The organism is Zooshikella harenae (assembly GCF_018837975.1).
Lineage (GTDB): Bacteria > Pseudomonadota > Gammaproteobacteria > Pseudomonadales > Zooshikellaceae > Zooshikella > Zooshikella harenae.
In genome coordinates, this window is the sequence record NZ_JAGSOY010000018.1 from 36535 (window position 1) to 54530 (window position 17996).

The following is a 17996-nucleotide window of genomic DNA, read 5'->3' on the forward strand; positions in this document are numbered from 1 at the left end:
GTAGTGAATGCGATCTTCTAATTCCTTGTTACCTCAAAAAAAAGGGGTAAATAAGTCCTTGGCTTTATTACACCGGCTAAAACCATTGGCATGTATTTCCAGTGTTCTAGTTATGAGTCCATTGGGTGTTGCTGATACGTTGTCACTTAATGCGGCAGAAGATGCTGAACATACCGCACTCACCCTTTACCCAAATACTGCCTTGATTGAACAGGGTTTTAGTAAGTCTATCAAGCAAGGCGCGCAAACCATTGTCTTACAGAATATTAGTGATCAGGTGCTACTCGATAGCTTGACGATTCATGGTCAAGGTCATGTCAAGTCTGTACAGTTGACACGACAACCGTTGACGTATGATCAGTTAATGAAAAGTGTTATGGGAAAATCAGTTTCCGTGTACCAGGCAGGTAACTATTTAAGCAGTAGCCGACAGGGAAGGCTCCTTGCCTATGAAAATAAGTTAGGTATTGTATCTGTTGCAGATGGTGAGCATCTTATAGTGGACTTGCGCGATCCAAATGGATTACGAATAGCGTTACCTCAAGATACATTACCAAATGCCAACTTTACGCCACAGTTAATGGCTCAGTGGCAGGGCAAAGATACAACACAACAAGCTAAAGTTCGCTACTTGACGACAGGTCTATCCTATTCCAACCATTATGCTATTGCGATTGAGCCTAAACAGAAAAAGCTGGATATTACAGTTAATACGATTTTGGCTAATAAAACACGCACCGAATTTAATCAGGCTGAAGTCACGCTAGCCGCAGGGGATTTAGGCGTGCCCGCTCGTTCTCCACAATTGAAAGGACGTGCACGTATGGAAATGGCAATGGCTGATGCTGTGGGCGCTGCGCCTCCTGAAGCTTTAGGTGAACTTAACTTTTACCACTTCAAACAGGCTTTTGATATACCTGCACATTCTGAACAACAGTTGACATTGCTTTCCGAAAAGGATGTTGCTTATCAGCGTCACTATGAACACTTATTTTATTCTTCTCCATTTAACCGGCAGGTAAGCAGTGAACATGAGCGGCCCGTAACACTGTATGAATTTACCACAGAAAGTGATTTACCATCAGGTGATGTTCGTGTTTTTCAACAAGATAGCCGAGGTCGTTCTCAATGGATTGGTCAGTCATCCATTAGTGATACAGCGGCTGGGCAAAAGGTTAAATTGCAGTTAGGTGAATCATTTGATATTGACATTCAACGTAAGAAACAAGATGTTCAACAAATCGATAAGAATACATTACAAGTTGATTGGCAGGTTGAGATTCAAAATAGTAAGACAGAAGAAGTATCATTAGTGCTGGCAGATCAGGATGCCTCTTTGTTGTCTATTTCTTCAGTAAAAGGTGCAGAAACTATTGGTCATAATCGTATGCAAGTGGTGCTTCCTGCCAAGGGAACAGTGTCAGTAACATATCGTTCTACTCATCGACGTTGAGGTGAATATGTCATCCTATCAATCCATTGTCGTGTTAACAGGTGCGGGTATATCCGCTGAGTCAGGTATTCGTACATTTCGGGCAAGTGATGGATTATGGGAAGAGCATCGTATTGAAGATGTGGCAACACCTAATGGGTTCAGGAGGAACCCAACAATGGTGCATAATTTTTATAATACTCGCCGTAAACAGTTATTATCGCCTGAAATAACCTTTAATGCAGCTCATAAGGCATTAGCTTTATTTGAGCAACGCTTTGCTGGAAAATATTTATTAGTTACTCAAAATATTGATGATCTTCATGAGCGAGCGGGTAGCCAGCGAATTGTTCATATGCATGGGGAGTTACTGAAATCCCGTTGTGATGATTGTGGTGAAATTTTTTCATATAGGGATGATTTGTGGGTGACGACACCTTGTCCTCGTTGTCAATTGTCTGGCAGTTTACGTCCACATATCGTTTGGTTTAATGAAATTCCACTGGAGCTTGAAGCGATTTATTCAGCGTTAGCCTCATGTGATCTTTTTGTGGCGATTGGAACATCAGGTAATGTCTATCCCGCTGCGGGTTTTTTTCAAGAAGCTTCTCATCATGGTGCACATACGGTCGAATTGAATTTAGAACCCTCTGTATCAGGCTCTTTATTTAAAGAACAGCATTATGGCCCTGCGAGTGAAGTCGTGCCGAGGTTTTTTGCAGAAATTGCCTGAATCTGTACCGTTTACGTCTACACTAACAAATGACTTATTCTTTTTGTAAGCCTGTATCTATAGTCGAAGCTTTCGATCAAGCATAAGGTAAAGATATTGTGCTTACAGTAAATAGTTTTAGTGAGAATTCGCATTATTTGTATGCCATAGGTAGCCTATGACACCCTTTGAGCAGCGTGTACTGGAGCGAGTACGTTTTCTGTATGGCGATGATGAATCAGAAGTTATTGTTGAACGCATTTGTGATTTGGTTCGACGCTATGCGAGTTTAACAAAGGAAAGGCCAGATAGCCTTTGGACTGAAAAAGATGCGTTTTTAATTACGTATGCTGATAGTATTATTAAAGATGCTGAGCGTCCTTTAGTCATGCTGCAGCAGTTTTTGAGTGAATACTGCCGTGATATCTTTACGACAATTCATATTCTGCCTTTTTTTCCCTTTAGTTCTGATGATGGCTTTTCGGTAATTGATTATCGAGAGGTAAATCCTGAGTTTGGTACTTGGGATGATGTTCGTAGTATCAATGAAAATTTTGATTTAATGATTGATTTAGTCATAAACCATGCCTCCAGGGAAAGTGTGTGGTTTATGGACTTCGTAAATGATCAACCACCAGGGCGTGATTTTTTTATTGAGCAAGATAAAGAAACCGATGTATCTATGGTGGTGAGACCAAGAAATACCCCCTTGCTAGTACCTGTGCATACCCGTCGTGGGGTCAGACATGTTTGGGCAACGTTTAGTGAAGACCAAATTGATTTAAACTTTAAAAATCCCTCCATGTTATTGGAGCTAATTGATATTTTTCTCAGCTACGTGGCGGTTGGTGCTCGGTTTCTTCGCCTTGATGCCATTGCTTACTTGTGGAAATCACTCGGTACGTCGTGTATTCACCTACCACAAACACATGAAGTGGTGAAACTTATGCGGGATGTCTTGGAGCGGGTGGCACCAGAGGTTGTATTAATTACAGAAACCAATGTACCTGTTGAGGAAAATATTAGTTACTTTGGCATGGGCGATGAGGCGCACATGGTTTACCAGTTTGGTTTGCCACCCATGGTTTTACACGCACTTTATCGTGGTAATGCAGCTTACTTGACAAGTTGGGCGCAACAAATTCCACCATTGCCTCCTGGCTGTACTTATTTAAATTTTACCGCCTCACATGATGGAATAGGTGTGAGACCTGTGGAAAATTTATTGCCAGCGAATGAAGTAGAAGAAATGATTGATACTGTACGTCGTTATGGTGGATTTGTGACGATGAAAACTAATACTGACGGCACAGAATCCCCCTATGAAATGAATGTTTCGTTATTTGATGCCTTAATGGGCAGTCGACGTGGACCGGATGAATGGCAAATTCCTCGCTTTATTTGCTCTCAGGTGATCATGCTGTCGATGCGAGGCATCCCTGCTGTTTATATTCATAGTTTAACGGCGACACCTAATGACGTGGCTAATGTTGAACGTACAGGGCGTATGCGATCAATTAATCGGACGCGCTGGTTATTTGATGATTTAGAAACTCGGTTAGCAAACAGTAATACACCTAATGCTGAGGTGTTTGATACATTGAGCCGGTTATTACAAATTCGTAAACAACAGCCAGCCTTTCACCCCGATGCAGGACAAACAGTTAAATCGTTGAATAAAGCATTATTTATTATTAAACGTGTGAGTTTGGATAGAGCGCAGGTTGTTTATGCTCTGTGTAATGTGTCAGCCGTAAATATTGAGTTGGCAGTGAGTGATTTATTAGATGACGGGGAGCAGGTTATTGCTGATTTAATGGGCGAAAGTAGTATCAGTGAAGCTCAGGATATGCTGAAGATACTACCTTATCAATGTGTATGGTTGCAGGTGAGTCATCCTTATAAGGATACTGCTGAATAACCTTAATAAAAAGCTGAAATGGTTATCTATGTGCTACTCCTTGGATAAGGAGTAGCCGTTTAATTAACCTAGGCGTTATCAGTTTCAACTGCATCGTAGAAGCGCTCAAGAAAATCAGGAATAGCACTTGTAACCCTATTCCAGCTTGGGATGAATGGCCGTTGCATTGGATGATTTAAAAATGCTTCTCCTGCCGCCATAATATTTTGGGCAAATAATTCTACGGCTTGTTCTTCTTCATGACGATCAACTGCAAGTCCGTTAATTAAAGCATCATTGTAATATGATTCGATAAAATCTAGCGCAATACGATAGTACGTTGCTTTAACGGTGCGGAATGTTTCCAGCGAAAAAATATTGCCTCGTGTCGCTAGCTTTCGAAAAATTGCTTTGGATATGTCAATACTCATCTTGGCGAGCCCTTTACTGGGATCTTCCACTGATAAAGGTTGGTGTTTGTGGTCATAATTATCAGCGATATCAACCTGACAAATCCTATTATTGGCGAAGTTTCGCTTTATTTCTAATAAAACACCAATTTCCAGCCCCCAATCACTCGGTATTCTTAAATCATTTAAGGCATCAACTCGGAGTGCAAATTCCCCTGCCAGTGGATAACGGAAACTATCTAAATATTCTAAATAATCAAGTTGTCCTAGTGTTTGTTTAAGTGCCCGTAGCAGGGGGGTGACCAGTAATCGGCTGACTCTACCATTGATATGACCATCGGCAACTCTAGGGTAATAGCCTTTGCAAAACTCATAATTAAATTTTGGATTAGCCACTGGATACAAGAGCCGCGCTAACATTTCCCTTGAGTAAGTTTTGATATCACAATCATGCAGGGCAATGGCTTCAGCTTTACCGGACGCAAGAACATAACCATAGCAATACCACACATTGCGTCCTTTGCCTCGTTCCACTGCTGCCAGTCCTTTTTCTTTTAATAAAGTATCCAGAGCTTTGAGACGAGGGCCGTCATGCCATAAAACGCGATGGGGAATATTAAGGCGCGAAAAATACTCTTTGCTATGATTAAATTGCTCTTTATCTGCCATATCTAAGCCAATAATCACTTCACTTAAATAAGGTACCTCACATAACTCATCAATAATTTTTGCGAGGGCTGGCTCCGCTAACTCTGAGTAAAGGCTGGGTAACACAAGAGACATAGGTCGGTGACGTGCAAAAGAAACTAAATCTTTTTCCAGCTCTCTGAAAGATCGAGACGATAAATTATGTAGTGTAGTGACAATACCATTTTGATAAAAATCAGACATCACTTATCTCCTTTAGTGAAGTGCAAATTGGTTAAATAGTTGTTCCATTGCTTGCTGCCAACCTTCAGGACCTGGTTTGGTTGTATAGATAACCTGTGGGTGGTTGGTGAGTGAAAGTGGAGGCTTAGACGTTGATGGTTTAATAACCACTGCAATATCAGCAGCTTTTAACATAGGGTAATCATTTGGGCTATCACCAAGTGCTATACTTAGCCAGTTAGTCGTTGGGTAGGCTTGTTGGTAATCTGCAAGCAGTTGTTGCATAGCTTTTCCTTTGTCACAAGGTGAACTGATGTGATAAAAGCGCCCACCTTGGGTAACATGTAATTGGTGATTTTGCAGGTGTTGGATGAAAGCAGTTAAATGATCGGCTGTATCTTTCCAGAGAAAGGGTTCAGTACAACTGCGCTGCTTAGCGAGATGGGCTTGATGAACAGAGAGCCCAGTGAGTTCTGCAATTTGTTCAGCACTTAATTGATTGAAGCTTTGATAGTTAAAAGGCTGAATTTGATTAAAATGCGCTAATATATCGAGAATATCCTGATAGCTTTGTCCTAGCGATAAGACTTTCCAGTCATTATTTTTTTCATTACGCTGATCTGTTGAAAAATAGTCAGAAGGGTAACAGATACCACTGCCATTCTCGATTATGAAAGGGTGATATATGTTCAGCTTTTTACGGATTTCATGGGTTTCTGCGACCGTTTTACTGGTGTTGAGAATCAATGGGATTTGATGGCTTGCGATGATGCTTAAGGCACTCTGCGCAGCTGTAAACTCATAATGCTTATGATCAAGTAATGTAGCATCCAGATCTGTAAAGATAATCAGTTTTTTCAACCTCGCCTCCTGGTACTAACAGCTAATAACGCGTTAGGCTGAGATCAGTATAAGCTTATTTTTTGTAATATTTATGAAGGCTATCAAACGGCGACCTTAGTGAAAAGTGGGCAAACGAAAAAAACAAAGAAAGATTTTATACATAGCAACGAGAGTTTGATTGTAGGTGATTAAGAATTTTGGTTTTGATTAAAGTATAGCCATGTTAGCGTTTTTATTGCATAAATATGGACGTTATTGTTAGCTTTATAATATCGATCAGCCACCTTAAACGAACTTAATTACGGTTGTATCTTTTGATTAAAGCGAGCTTGTTATTTGTTATCACTAAAATAAATTGTGTAGATCTAAGACTGTATTTTATATACCCTTTGCTGTGGGTATTATAATTTTTATTACTTCTAAAAATGAATCACGATTGGTATATCAGCATAATATTTATAAACGATGGGTGTCGTATAAGTATTAATACGGTTGTTTTGTTTTTGCGTGTATCTATAATGGCTCCTGCTGTTAACAAGCAAGGAGAAAATAATGAAAAGGATATTTTTTGTAGCATTATCCTCATTAGCCGTATCAGCAAGCATAGCTTCGGCGGAAGGAGTCAGCGAAGGTTATGCACCAGTAACGCTTTATGGTGGCTTTTCGATTGACAAAAATGAGTTAGTTACTGAAGCAGTGTATCCCTGCAATGCTGATTTATATACGACAATGGTTGATACATCCAAACAGCCCTTAGAATTAATAGTAGTAAAAACCAATGATGGTGTTGATTGTCGAATGATGCCGTATCGCCATGAATTACGCATTAAACTACCTAAAGTCTTTAATAAGGAAAAGGGCACTTTAAAGGCAATTACATCATTTACGTTGAAAAATAAAATAAGTAAGTAGTCTGTATTATTCGTTTTAAAAAATACTTTTTTTTGTGTGTATGCTTTCGTGATGCATAGGAGGACTATGTCTTTGTAGTAAATCCTGTGTTTTACAAGGTGTAAGCATACTGACGTAAAAAGTGCATTTTTAGAGTGCACATAGTATTAATATGGAATGGAAGGAACTAACCTATGAAAATTAAATCTCTCATCGCCGCATGCTTCGTTTTATCTACTCAAGCATTTGCTCAAGACGTGACAGTGACAAATGGCTATGGCCCCGCTACTTTATATGGTGGATTTTCTATTCAAGGAGAAGAGTTGGTTACCACTGCCGTGTATGCTTGCAATGCAGGATTATTCAAGGTGTATGCTGATACCACTCGTGATCCTCTTAAGTTAACAGTGGTGAAAACGGGTGATGGAATAGATTGCATGATGGTGCCTTATCCTCATGAACTTAAATTAAAATTACCAAAAGTCAGGGATAAAGAAACAGGTAGTTTTGTTGTGGCAGATAAGTTTGTTTTAACAAATACTTTTAAAAAAACGTTTTAATACATTTGTAGTAAAAACAACGTTGATCAAAAAGGAATTTATTTGTGAAAGTTAAAGTATTAATGGCTGTCGGGGCATTGCTATCAACCAGTGTTATGGCCACAGAAGGTGCTCTTAGTAGTTTAAGATCCACCGAGTTATATGGTGGTTATTTTGTTAAAGGTAACCAACTTGTTACAGAAGCAGTTTATGGTTGTAACGCAGGCTTATTTAAGGTATATGCTAATACAGACACTACTCCAGCAACTTTAACCATTGTAAAAAGTGATGGACCTGATTGTCTAATTGTGCCTTTTCGGCAGGAGCTTAAAGTTAAACTGCCAAAGGTTATCGATAAAAAAACAGGAAAGCGTATAACTATTAATGAGTTTAAACTCAATAATGTGTTTAATAAGTAGTTTTTAACTACACCTTATGCTTTAAAAATAAGGGTATACGTTGATAAACGCCTACAGTGAATTGTAATGCATGTTGTGAGCATAAAACAGTTTATTGTAGGTTGTGTGTAAAAAATAGCTTAAATTTATAAATATTATATGTTTGCTTTTTGGGAATTAAAATAATAATACCTCAATAAAGATACAAATCATTCTAAATGTTAATCTCTGTGATATATACTTTGTGTTTATTACATCGTAATTATGTTTAGGTTGATCAATATGAACACTCAAACCATATTATTCTTGTTTCTTCTGGTACTGATCGTGAATGAGGTTCGTGCAGGGGAAAAAGATATTGTGGTTATTGAAAGTTACCATACCACTTATCGTTGGGATATGGACTGGTTATTGGCCCTTCGCTACAGCTTGCCTCATTATAACTTAGTGACCTTTCAAATGGATAGTAAAAGGCTGCCTGAGGAACAATTTTCCACTCGTGCTGATATTGCATGGGATATTATCAAGCGGGTAGATCCAGCACTCATCATTTTAGGCGATGATAATGCACTAAGTTATCTTGCGGATCAAATAGGGGAAAGTAAATATAAAGCTGTTTATCTTGGTATCAATTCTAATCCAAGACAGACAGGATTATTTCAATACAAGAATATTACTGGTGTATTAGAGCGGCCATTATATCGACGATCAATTATTGAAATGAAAAAGATCATTCCAGGCATGAAGCGCGTGCTTATCATGTTTGATGATAGCCCAACGTCTAAATATGCCGCTAAAGATCTATTTCAAGGGGCTAAGCGTTTGGAATACAATGGTGTGGAAATACATCTTGTTTCAACAAATGATTTTGATAGATGGCGTAAAATTTTATTAGCCGCAAAAGATCAAGGTTATGATGCCGTTTGGGTGGGCCTGTATTTTACTATTTTCGATAAGCAACAACATGTAGATCACCGAGAAGTATTATCCTGGACCTCAAAAAACAGTCAGGTACCCTTGTTTGCCTTGTGGGACTTTGCTGTTGGTACAGGAAAAACGATTGGAGGTTATGTGATGACAGGTAACTCACAAGGAATGGCTGCAGGTCAATTGGCACTGCGAGTACTGGCAGGTACATTACCTGAAGAAATATTGCCTGTTATCCCTGAGCATGGGCAATTAATCTTTAGTCAGCAAGAATTGAAGCGATGGCAATTAACGTTACCTATGGAACTGCAATTATCTGCTAAGTTTCTTGAATAGTGATTCAGGGTAATTATCAGGGCAACCGCATATAACTTTACCCCCACCTTTGTTCAACGTCTGCATAACGCCCTTTGAACACGCCATGAATCCTTCCCTGGAGGCTTGATTGCCGCATCCTTGCAGTTCATGGCGTCGAACATATTGTTATTCCGTTCCTTAAACTTTAATTTTCATTCTGAATTAAGTGTCTTTGAGGTGATTCTCATTTAATTTGTTAGTTATTTTGATTTAGGTAATATCATCTGTTTTGACGCTGTCCTTGATATTGTTTGGTGCGTCAGTGTTAGTACTTTATCGCGTAAAATAATGTTTAGTTTCATTTTTTAAATGTGCTTTTAGGCTATAAATAAAAGTCGAGTGGTTGGCTAGTTGAAGTGGTTCTTGTTTTTAGATTGAGGGTTTTTGTCTATTTGTTTTGATTGAAGTATTAAAAATAAATATTAACTATGCAGTTGATTGAATTATTTGGTTAAATTAAACCAGATAAAAAATAGCTAGATATTACAGGTTATAAGTATTTCGAAGAATAAGCGATATTTTGAGTTTGGAGTGAGTATAATCTGTTGTGATTTGGTTGATATAATAGCTGTTTTGGTTTCACGTTTTGTTTGTGCATGAAATATAAAAAGCTAAATAAAATCTGTTTAAATTGATACGGTGCACAAATTTTATTTGAAAGAATTACACCTGTTACGAAACATTTTTCTTAAAGGTAACGAAGGGCCATTTCTAAAAATGAGGGCCTTATGTCAAAAGTTTTTAAATTTATAAAAAGTGGGTCGTAACAGGAAATACTAAGCGTCAAAGGAATAGCTGACGAGCTGTGGTCTGGCTGTTGTATAGGTACATTTTATGAAAAAAACACTTCTGGGTCTTTTAATAGCACCTTGTTTGATTGCGCCAGCAGTAAATGCTGATGATGTTTTCTCTTTGCCTAAACGAGAAGGGTTTTATGTTGGTGGTGGTTATGGCCTAGCTAAATATCAGGATGGTTGTGATGGCGTTGACTCAAGTATTTCATCCTCAATAACGGATTGTGATCGAAAAGACCAAGGTTACAAAGCATTTGCTGGCTATCGTTTTAATGACTTTTTTGCATTGCAAGGCGGTTATTATGATTTAGGGAAAGCCACTGCTGATGCAGAAAATGGTTATAAAGGTAGCTGGGAAACAGGTCATGGTTCGCGTGAAATTAAAGGTTACGCATTGCAGTTAGTGACACTTTATCCAGCAGATGAATATCTTGATATAAAAGCAATGATCGGGGCTTTCCACTGGCAGTCTGATACTTCTGCAACAGGTTATTCGGTAAATCATGCGGTATTTTCTTATGATAACAACGAGCGTGGTACCGATTTAATGTATGGCGTAGGGGTTAATATTCATTTAACGAATCAGCTTTCACTTGGACTCGATTACGAACGTTTTAACAATATTGGTGATGACCGTTATGTTGAAGGTGATGATGTCGATTTTATCAGTGGTTCAGTCCAATATACGTTTTAATACAAAAGATATCCAATAAAAAAGGCACCTGATGGTGCCTTTTTTATTGGATGTAACCTTTTACTGGGGTTGTGGGTAAAGGGGGGGAAGTGCGTTGTCTTCCTGATGAGCGTGGTTTGATCGAAGTTGTTTTACTTGTTGTAACAACTGTTCATAAAGCTGCTTAGGTTCTTCAGTAAGGGTACTTTTACCATACCGAGATTGCTGTAATTGGCTAAATAATTGTTCTAGCTTTTTATCTTGCCATAACTGTAAGCAACTAACGAGCGTGGTAGCTTGTTGGGCATTTAAATGGTATTGGCTCCAAACAAGGAAGACCTGACAGAGCATTGGAAAGTCATGTTGCTGACAGGCTTCTTTTAATGAGTTAAATGCGGATGATTCAGATTCTGTAGCTTGTTTAACCGATAAGTTATTTTCTGAACCTGATGTAGATTTGGATTTAAACCACCAAAGTAGTAGTGTACAGACCCATAAAGTGGCAAATAATAGCGTTAACCACATCCACCCTGTTGCTTGCGGTGCGTTAATAGGTGAGCCAGTCGAATTATCTGTTGACTGTGAATTTTGTGGGATATTGGCACGACTTTCTTGGTCAGGGGTTGTAGTAACAGGACTTGTATTCTTAGGCTGCTTAGTTGATTGTTGACTGCCAGGGGCTGCTATAACCTGTAATGTTCTTGCAGGTAGTTTTGCAGTTCGAATACGTTGCTGAGCAGTATCAAACCAAGTGTATTTAATAGCCGGGAGATTGTATGTGCCTGGCTTGGTAGGCACTATGGCAACGGATTCTTGCCGGCGTCCAACAATACCATTGGCTGTTGCATGATCTTCTGTTTTCGTTTGATCTGGATACGTTTTTAATCCAGGTATATCTAATGTGGGCAGGGGAGGAAGTTGTGCAGAACTCATCCCATCAGCCGTAACAGTGATAGTTCGGGTTATAGAGTCACCTACCTGCAGTTGTTCACGTTCCCCACTCCATTTTTCTTTTAGAGTGATATCTGATGCTGGCAACCAGGGCTGTTTTTTAGGGTAGTCTTTTGGTGTGGGAAGCACTGATAAATTGATTGGGGCAGAATTAACCTGTACCGGTTTACCCAGTGTGCTATTAAAAAAACGATCAAAAGGCTGCTGACGGAAAACTTTTGTAGCCGTAAAGGTTTGTTGTGGAATAGTAATTTCACCACTTTTTTGAGGAAAAATAGCGTATTGAACCTCTATAACCCTAAATCGCTTGCCATTAATAATGCGTTCAAAGCTACGGGGATCACCCACTTGTTTAACAATGGCCTCTGGAATATCTAGCTCAGTAATTTGACTGCCACTGTAAAATGGTACTGAGTGAAAGATTTGTACTGTAAGTAAAGCCTGGCCTTGGACAAAGATCTCTTCTTTATCCAAATGTGACTCCATAAAAACATCAACGTTACCATTTTTAATGTTTTTGTTGCTTTTTTTGACATCAAGGGTAATAGGTTGGCTACGCTCTCCATCTAATTCAATAGGGGGGATAACCACATAACCGCGGCGTTTGGGTTTAAGGGTAACGATCCAATTTGTCCAGGCTTGGCTTTTACCGTTAACAGACTGGTATTGGCTGCGCTGTTGGGTGGATAGGACACTAAAGTGTTCTTTAAGTGGCGTTAAATCAGGCTCATTGAAAAACTGTTGCTTATCACTGCGTAGTGTTAATTCGACAGTATCATTCTCGGAGATTGTGGTGCGATCGACGGATGCGGTCAGCGATGCATAAGAAGGTAATGCCAAGCCACCGACACAGCAAAGCAAAAGGTTTAAGCGAAGGTATAACCAAAACACGTAACGGAAGTCATGTTTTACCATAGCGTCTCATCTTCCTGTTGCTGTTGATTGCGCATGCGCTGTTGGTACAAAAATTTACGGCGTAACAAGCCACTTGGATCATCGGGTATTTGGCGAAGCCAGCCTTCTACCGCTTGCTTATTTTCAGTTTGACTATCATCTGATTCAGCCTCTAGAGCACTGACAGGCTGACCATTTTCTGGGTTTGAGTTGTCAGGTTGTGAGGCCTTTGCTTGTTGTTCTTTCTCGCCAGCAGATGATTCATTTTTTTCCTTTTGCTTTCCTTGTTTAGACTGCGGATCAACGCTTGCTTTTTTGGATTGATCTGGTTGTCCTTGGCTTTCATTTTGGAGATTGTTTTGATCATTGGGTTGGCTTTGTTGTGCTTGCTGACCTTTGGGTTGTGACTTTTCTTTGGACTTCTCAGCTTGAGACTGATTATCCGATTGCTGTGAGGAGGATTGCCCAGTATTTTGCTGGTTTGAGGGTTGACCCTGCTGTTGAGATGATGAATTCTTTTGTTGCTGTTGCTGTTGCTGTTGCTGTTGCTGTTGCTGTTGCTGTTGCTGTTGCTGTTGCTGTTGCTGTTGCTGTTGCTGTTGCTGTTGCTGTTTTTGCAATAGCTTTTCAAGTAAGTCTTTATTGTATTGAGCATCTTTATGATTTGGGTCGAGTTTTAAAGCCTTTTTATAGGCATCAATGGCAGGCTTAAGCTGGCCTTGTTTAGCCAGACTGTTGCCTTGATTGTAAAAGCCTGAGGCTGAGTTAAGTTGACCAAATAATTCTGCTGCTGTCTTATAATCGTTGGCATTATAGGCCGCAGTTGCCTTCCAAGCAGGATCTTCAAATAACGTCTGTGCTTGTTTAGGATCATTTTGTTGCAGGGCATTAGCGCCTTGCTGATCAGGCGTTTGCCACAAATCTTTCCAGCTAAGCGCCTGTGCAGAAGGTGACTGCAGAGGTAAATAAAAGCAAAATAGCAGTGTAATTAACCAGCCACGCCGAAATGCAAGAAGGGCAAGGGGGAGTAGCAGCAGAGTAAGCCATACACCTTGATCTTGCCATTGGTCAAACCCTTGTTGAGCAACCTGGTGATGCTGCTGGCGATTATTTTTTGGAAGCACTTTGAGTAAATCATCATCAGTCAGCGTTAGGTGACTATAGGCGCCATCATTTTTTTCAGCCAAACGAGCAAGCACTTTACTGTTTCGCTTGGCAATAATAATGGCACCATTATCATCTTTTAATAAACCTTGGTTACCAAGTTTGATAGGTGCTCCTTGGTCAGTACCTACACCAATAACACTGAGTGATACGGTTTGTTCCGCCAGGATCTGATTAATTTCTGATAATGACTGACTGGTAACTCCATCTGTAATTAATAACAAATGTCCTTGGCCTTTACTCCCTTGGTGTAATAAAGTCAGGCCCTGTTTGATCCCGGCAACGACATTGCTTCCTACCGCTGGCATAATTTCTGGCTGAAGGGCTTTGGTTAAGTTGGCGACAGTTTTCGTATCTTCTGTCAGTGGACTGACGACAAATGCATCTCCTGAATAGGCGACAAGTCCAGTTAGACCTTCTTTCCTTAACTTGAAAAGATCTTGAAGTTTACGCTTAGTCGCCACCAGCCGGTTTGGCTTAACATCTTCGGCATACATTGAAAGAGTTTGATCAACCACAATGACCAGGGGTGTTTCACTGCGATGCACGGGGATGCTGATTTGCTTCCAACTTGGACCCGCAAGGATGAGGGTAGCAAGTAACCAGGCAGTGAATAGACCCATAAGTGGCCAGTGCTGTTGAAAATGTTGCATTTGCTTGCCTACCAGGTAGGGCAGCAATTCAGGGGCAATAACGTGTTGCCAGGCTCCTTGCTGTTGCTTGGCATACCATAAGGCTATGGCCAGGAGAATTAAAGGAACAAGCAATAGTAACCAAGCAGGACGTAAAAAGTGAAAATGGGTGAGTAGTTCCATCAATACTTCCTCATTGGCCACCATTGTTTTGACTGGACAAGAATGAGGCCAGCCCATATCAAACTAATCAATAATGCAAAGCCTAGTGGCCAGTAGTGCAGTACTTTAACAGGGCGAAATAATTGCGCCTCTTGCTCAACGGGTTCTAGTTGATCAAGTTGTTGATAAATATCTTCAAGTTGTTCGGTGTTTTTGGCGCGAAAGTAGCGGCCACCTGTGATTTTAGCAATGTCTTTCAGGGTTTCTTCTTCCAAGTCTTGAGAGGGATTAATACGTCTTGCACCAAAAGGGGAGCCTAAAATACCAGGCCGAATCATTTCCTCAGCACCTACACCAATGGTATAGACTTTGATCTTTTCCTTGATAGCAAGCTGTGCAGCTTGCTGTGGTGTTACCTGACCTGCTGTATTTTTTCCATCTGTGAGTAGAATCAGTACTCTGCTTTTTGCCGGACGTTTTCTTAATTGTTTAATGGCTAAGCCAATAGCATCACCTATTGCTGTATTGCTTCCAGCCATACCAATAAATGACTCCTCTAATAAAATACGTAAGGTGTCTTGGTCAAAGGTGAGCGGTGCCTGTAGGTAAGCTTGGCTTCCAAATAGGATGAGTCCTAAACGGTCCCCTTTGCGGCGTGTCAAAAAGTCATCCAGTACAGACTTAACGACAGTCAATCGATCAACATGTTGTCCATTAAGTGTTAAATCTCTTCTTTCCATACTTCGAGATAAATCGACGGCAAGCATGAGATCACGTGCATTACTGGATAAAGGTATAGGATCGCCAACCCAACGAGGCCGACTGGCAGCCAGCAGTAAGGCAATCCAAATCAGTATTAAAAAAAACAACGACCAACGTCTTTTTAAGGCTGTCGATGAAGATGAGCTGTCCGTCAGCTCTGTAATTGTTTGGTAAAAGGGCACATGCAATGCTGACTCCTCTCGTGGCGCTGGTCGGAGCAGCAGATAACAAAGCCAGGGCAAGGGTAATAAAATTAGTATCCAGGGCCAGTGTAGTTCAACCATGATGCTTTTTTGGTCCAGTTAATTAATAGCGCGTGTAGCAGTTCAGTATTACAGTGCGGGTTTGGTTGGTAGCTCATTGCACCAAGGGTTTGACCAACACCTTCAGTAAAGGCATTTGACTGACTTGCCTGATCAAGGGCTTGTAGCCACTGTTGGCCACAAAGCGAGGCTATATTTGCACGAGGCTGTGTTTGTAAAAGGGTTCGCTTTAAATACTGGTTTGCGTGATGTAAGTAGGTGCTTGTTTGTTGATGTTGTTGATAGTGTTGCCAGATTTGGTTGAGTTCCGTCAGGAGGTGCCGTTGGTATTGGTAACGGCGCCAAAAACGAAGCAGGCACCAAACACAGAAAGCAACAACACCTATGATGAGCATTGCTAATACCCACCATCCTGGTGATAGCGGCCACCAGCTTATAGGGGGTGGTTCGTGTAAAGGTTTTAAGTCTGAAAGGGCCTGCGCTAGTTGGGGATTTAAAGCACTCATACTACACGCTTGCTCCAGGGTGAATGAAAGACCTGTTTTAGCTGGTCAACAGCTGAGTGTTGTGTTGTCAGGGGGTGAAATGTCATCCGATAGCGACGGCAGAAAGTCATCAGGGTTTGCTGGTGCTGTTGTGCTTGCTCAGCAAAGCGTTGACGCAACTGTTTTTGTTGAGAGTTTAATGAACAGCGGTGCTGGCCATCCGTAAAGGTATAGTTACCTGGAGGTGGTAACTGGCTTTCCAGCGGGTCCTGAATATGAAACATGAGCACATCATTATGGCTGGCAAGTCGAGATAAATATTGACGAGCTCGTTCGGAAAACTGCAGAAAATCGCTAAAAATCGCGACAGTGGAGCCTGGTTTTATTAAACGACAGGTATGTCCAAGCACATCAGCAAAGTAGGTTGAAGGTTCTGTAGGCTGAGCGGTCATACTCAAGGCATGATTATAAGCATGTATGTTATGTAGCAACTGCAGTACAGCTTTCTTTTGGCGTCGGGGTTTAATTTCCTGATGGCCTTTCTCTGAAAAGACAATACCACCAACACGGTCACTATTTGCCAAGGCTGCCCAGGCTATGGCAGAACCTGCCTCCGCAGCGATGACTGATTTAAAGTCACCCTGACTACCAAAAAACAGCGACTGACTTTGATCGACCAAAATAAATACCGGGCGCTCTCGTTCTTCTTGAAAAACTTTGGTATGAGGCTCCTGGCTTCGAGCTGTTACGCGCCAGTCGATAGTGCGAACATCATCACCAGGCTGGTAGACACGCACTTCGGCAAACTCGATACCTCGTCCTTTGCGACTGGAGCGGTATTGGCCGCTAAGTGCACTTTTGGCTATTCGCGGCCTAAACAGGCTCAATTCTTTACTATGTAGTCGTAGTTGTATTAGATCATCTAATGAAGAGTAGGCTCGATAAGTCATATTAAGCTATTGGCACCACAGAAATGAGCTTGTCTATTACTTGCTGCGGACTGATACCTTCAGCTTCTGCTTCAAAAGACAGCAGGAGGCGATGTCGTAACACATCATGAACAACGGCTTGCACATCATCAGGGCTCACAAAATCTTTATCATTTAACCAGGCGTAGGTTCTGGCACAGCGATCAAGAGCAATAGTGCCACGAGGGCTGGCGCCATATTCAATCCAATTAGCAGCTTGTTTATCGTATTCGGCAGGGTGCCGACTGGCTTGAATAAGTTGGACAATATATTCCATAACACTATCCGCCATGTGTAAATCAAGAATTTCTTGGCGGACAGCAAAAATAGAGGCTTGTGATACTGGCTCAGAGAGCGGTGTGGGGGAGTGGCTTTTAGCTTCTCCTCGTGCCAGTTGTAAAATTTGACGTTCAGCCGCAGCATCTGGGTAGTCAATTAATACATGTAATAAAAAGCGATCGAGCTGTGCTTCTGGTAAAGGGTAAGTACCTTCCTGTTCGATAGGGTTTTGGGTTGCCATCACTAAGAACAATTCTGGCAGTAAATAGGTTTGTTTGCCTACACTCACCTGGCGTTCAGCCATCGCTTCCAGCAGGGCCGATTGAACTTTAGCGGGTGCACGGTTGATTTCATCTGCAAGCACTAAATTATGAAATATAGGGCCTTGTTGAAATTGGAAAGTACCATTTTCAGGACGATAGATATCAGTACCTGTTACATCCGCAGGCAGTAAATCGGGGGTAAATTGAATACGGTGAAAATTAGCTTCAAGCCCAGTAGCAAGCATTTTGATCGCTTTGGTTTTGGCTAAACCTGGAGCCCCTTCCACAAGTAAGTGACCATCAGCCAATAAAGCCATAAGCAGGCGTTCAATGAGATGCTGTTGTCCAATAATGACGGTAGCTAAATAGTCACGTAAAGCATTTATAGCGGCTCGATGACTCATACACCTTTCTCTTTGTAATGCTA

General features: G+C 40.9%; 16 protein-coding genes. 8 read left to right on the plus strand and 8 right to left on the minus strand.

Annotated features, from left to right (window positions below; genetic code table 11):
- Positions 1 to 7: 7 nt before the first annotated feature.
- From KCG35_RS09760 to KCG35_RS09770, 3 genes are all read left to right on the plus strand, one after another.
- On the plus strand, positions 8 to 1453 hold the full coding sequence (locus KCG35_RS09760; protein WP_215819508.1) for a DUF4139 domain-containing protein: 1446 nt from the start codon (positions 8 to 10) through the stop codon (positions 1451 to 1453).
- A 7-nt stretch (positions 1454 to 1460) separates the two neighbouring features.
- On the plus strand, positions 1461 to 2165 hold the full coding sequence (cobB, locus tag KCG35_RS09765; protein WP_215819509.1) for a Sir2 family NAD+-dependent deacetylase: 705 nt from the start codon (positions 1461 to 1463) through the stop codon (positions 2163 to 2165).
- A 157-nt stretch (positions 2166 to 2322) separates the two neighbouring features.
- Positions 2323 to 4065, plus strand: coding sequence for a sugar phosphorylase (locus tag KCG35_RS09770; protein WP_215819510.1), 1743 nt, complete (start codon positions 2323 to 2325; stop codon positions 4063 to 4065).
- Positions 4066 to 4133: 68 nt separating this feature from the next.
- Here KCG35_RS09770 and KCG35_RS09775 read toward each other — a convergent pair whose 3' ends face one another.
- Both KCG35_RS09775 and KCG35_RS09780 read right to left on the minus strand, forming a co-directional pair.
- The gene (locus tag KCG35_RS09775; RefSeq protein WP_215819511.1) at positions 4134 to 5345 is read right to left on the minus strand and encodes a glycosyltransferase family protein; all 1212 of its coding nucleotides are present in this window, start codon (positions 5343 to 5345) and stop codon (positions 4134 to 4136) included.
- 12 nt (positions 5346 to 5357) lie between these two features.
- Entirely contained in the window at positions 5358 to 6185 is an 828-nt protein-coding gene (locus tag KCG35_RS09780; protein WP_215819512.1) for an HAD-IIB family hydrolase, read from the minus strand.
- 534 nt (positions 6186 to 6719) lie between these two features.
- On the opposite strand from KCG35_RS09780, the gene KCG35_RS09785 reads away from it, so the two are divergent.
- The 5 genes from KCG35_RS09785 to KCG35_RS09805 all read left to right on the plus strand — a co-directional run bounded on the left by KCG35_RS09785 (position 6720) and on the right by KCG35_RS09805 (position 10767).
- A complete protein-coding gene (locus KCG35_RS09785; RefSeq protein ID WP_215819513.1) occupies positions 6720 to 7079 on the plus strand; it encodes a hypothetical protein in 360 nt (119 codons plus the stop codon).
- Between the two features lie 173 nt (positions 7080 to 7252).
- Positions 7253 to 7618 (plus strand): hypothetical protein, encoded by a 366-nt coding sequence (locus KCG35_RS09790; RefSeq protein ID WP_215819514.1) that lies wholly within the window; start codon positions 7253 to 7255, stop codon positions 7616 to 7618.
- Between the two features lie 44 nt (positions 7619 to 7662).
- Positions 7663 to 8016: a hypothetical protein gene (locus KCG35_RS09795; protein WP_215819515.1), complete on the plus strand. Its 354-nt coding sequence runs from the start codon at positions 7663 to 7665 to the stop codon at positions 8014 to 8016.
- Between the two features lie 261 nt (positions 8017 to 8277).
- On the plus strand, positions 8278 to 9258 hold the full coding sequence (locus KCG35_RS09800) for an ABC transporter substrate-binding protein (protein WP_215819516.1): 981 nt from the start codon (positions 8278 to 8280) through the stop codon (positions 9256 to 9258).
- An 855-nt stretch (positions 9259 to 10113) separates the two neighbouring features.
- Positions 10114 to 10767, plus strand: a complete 654-nt coding sequence (locus tag KCG35_RS09805; protein ID WP_215819517.1) for an outer membrane beta-barrel protein — start codon at positions 10114 to 10116, stop codon at positions 10765 to 10767.
- Between the two features lie 60 nt (positions 10768 to 10827).
- On the opposite strand, the gene KCG35_RS09810 is transcribed toward KCG35_RS09805, so the two are convergent.
- The 6 genes from KCG35_RS09810 to KCG35_RS09835 are packed head-to-tail and all read right to left on the minus strand — an operon-like array spanning position 10828 to position 17973.
- On the minus strand, positions 10828 to 12612 hold the full coding sequence (locus tag KCG35_RS09810; protein ID WP_215819518.1) for a BatD family protein: 1785 nt from the start codon (positions 12610 to 12612) through the stop codon (positions 10828 to 10830).
- A complete protein-coding gene (locus KCG35_RS09815) occupies positions 12606 to 14570 on the minus strand; it encodes a VWA domain-containing protein (protein ID WP_215819519.1) in 1965 nt (654 codons plus the stop codon). The genes KCG35_RS09810 and KCG35_RS09815 overlap by 7 nt, the downstream gene beginning before the upstream one ends.
- Positions 14570 to 15595, minus strand: a complete 1026-nt coding sequence (locus KCG35_RS09820) for a vWA domain-containing protein (protein WP_215819520.1) — start codon at positions 15593 to 15595, stop codon at positions 14570 to 14572. The genes KCG35_RS09815 and KCG35_RS09820 overlap by 1 nt, the downstream gene beginning before the upstream one ends.
- The gene (locus KCG35_RS09825) at positions 15565 to 16080 is read right to left on the minus strand and encodes a DUF4381 domain-containing protein (RefSeq protein ID WP_215819521.1); all 516 of its coding nucleotides are present in this window, start codon (positions 16078 to 16080) and stop codon (positions 15565 to 15567) included. The genes KCG35_RS09820 and KCG35_RS09825 overlap by 31 nt, the downstream gene beginning before the upstream one ends.
- Complete coding sequence (locus KCG35_RS09830) at positions 16077 to 17009, minus strand: DUF58 domain-containing protein (protein WP_215819522.1); 933 nt, start codon at positions 17007 to 17009, stop codon at positions 16077 to 16079. The genes KCG35_RS09825 and KCG35_RS09830 overlap by 4 nt, the downstream gene beginning before the upstream one ends.
- Before the next feature lies 1 nt (position 17010).
- Positions 17011 to 17973 (minus strand): AAA family ATPase, encoded by a 963-nt coding sequence (locus KCG35_RS09835; protein ID WP_215819523.1) that lies wholly within the window; start codon positions 17971 to 17973, stop codon positions 17011 to 17013.
- Positions 17974 to 17996: the final 23 nt, after the last annotated feature.

Bases quoted from the DNA above. Each gene is read 5' to 3' on its own strand.
- KCG35_RS09830 (WP_215819522.1), bottom strand. From the start codon at position 17,009: ATGACTTATCGAGCCTACTCTTCATTAGATGATCTAATACAACTACGA.
- KCG35_RS09805 (WP_215819517.1), top strand. From the start codon at position 10,114: ATGAAAAAAACACTTCTGGGTCTTTTAATAGCACCTTGTTTGATTGCG.
- KCG35_RS09790 (WP_215819514.1), top strand. From the start codon at position 7,253: ATGAAAATTAAATCTCTCATCGCCGCATGCTTCGTTTTATCTACTCAA.
- KCG35_RS09815 (WP_215819519.1), bottom strand. From the start codon at position 14,570: ATGGAACTACTCACCCATTTTCACTTTTTACGTCCTGCTTGGTTACTA.
- KCG35_RS09785 (WP_215819513.1), top strand. From the start codon at position 6,720: ATGAAAAGGATATTTTTTGTAGCATTATCCTCATTAGCCGTATCAGCA.
- KCG35_RS09770 (WP_215819510.1), top strand. From the start codon at position 2,323: ATGACACCCTTTGAGCAGCGTGTACTGGAGCGAGTACGTTTTCTGTAT.
- KCG35_RS09760 (WP_215819508.1), top strand. From the start codon at position 8: ATGCGATCTTCTAATTCCTTGTTACCTCAAAAAAAAGGGGTAAATAAG.
- KCG35_RS09825 (WP_215819521.1), bottom strand. From the start codon at position 16,080: ATGAGTGCTTTAAATCCCCAACTAGCGCAGGCCCTTTCAGACTTAAAA.
- KCG35_RS09810 (WP_215819518.1), bottom strand. From the start codon at position 12,612: ATGGTAAAACATGACTTCCGTTACGTGTTTTGGTTATACCTTCGCTTA.
- KCG35_RS09800 (WP_215819516.1), top strand. From the start codon at position 8,278: ATGAACACTCAAACCATATTATTCTTGTTTCTTCTGGTACTGATCGTG.
- KCG35_RS09820 (WP_215819520.1), bottom strand. From the start codon at position 15,595: ATGGTTGAACTACACTGGCCCTGGATACTAATTTTATTACCCTTGCCC.
- KCG35_RS09775 (WP_215819511.1), bottom strand. From the start codon at position 5,345: ATGTCTGATTTTTATCAAAATGGTATTGTCACTACACTACATAATTTA.
- KCG35_RS09835 (WP_215819523.1), bottom strand. From the start codon at position 17,973: ATGAGTCATCGAGCCGCTATAAATGCTTTACGTGACTATTTAGCTACC.
- cobB (WP_215819509.1), top strand. From the start codon at position 1,461: ATGTCATCCTATCAATCCATTGTCGTGTTAACAGGTGCGGGTATATCC.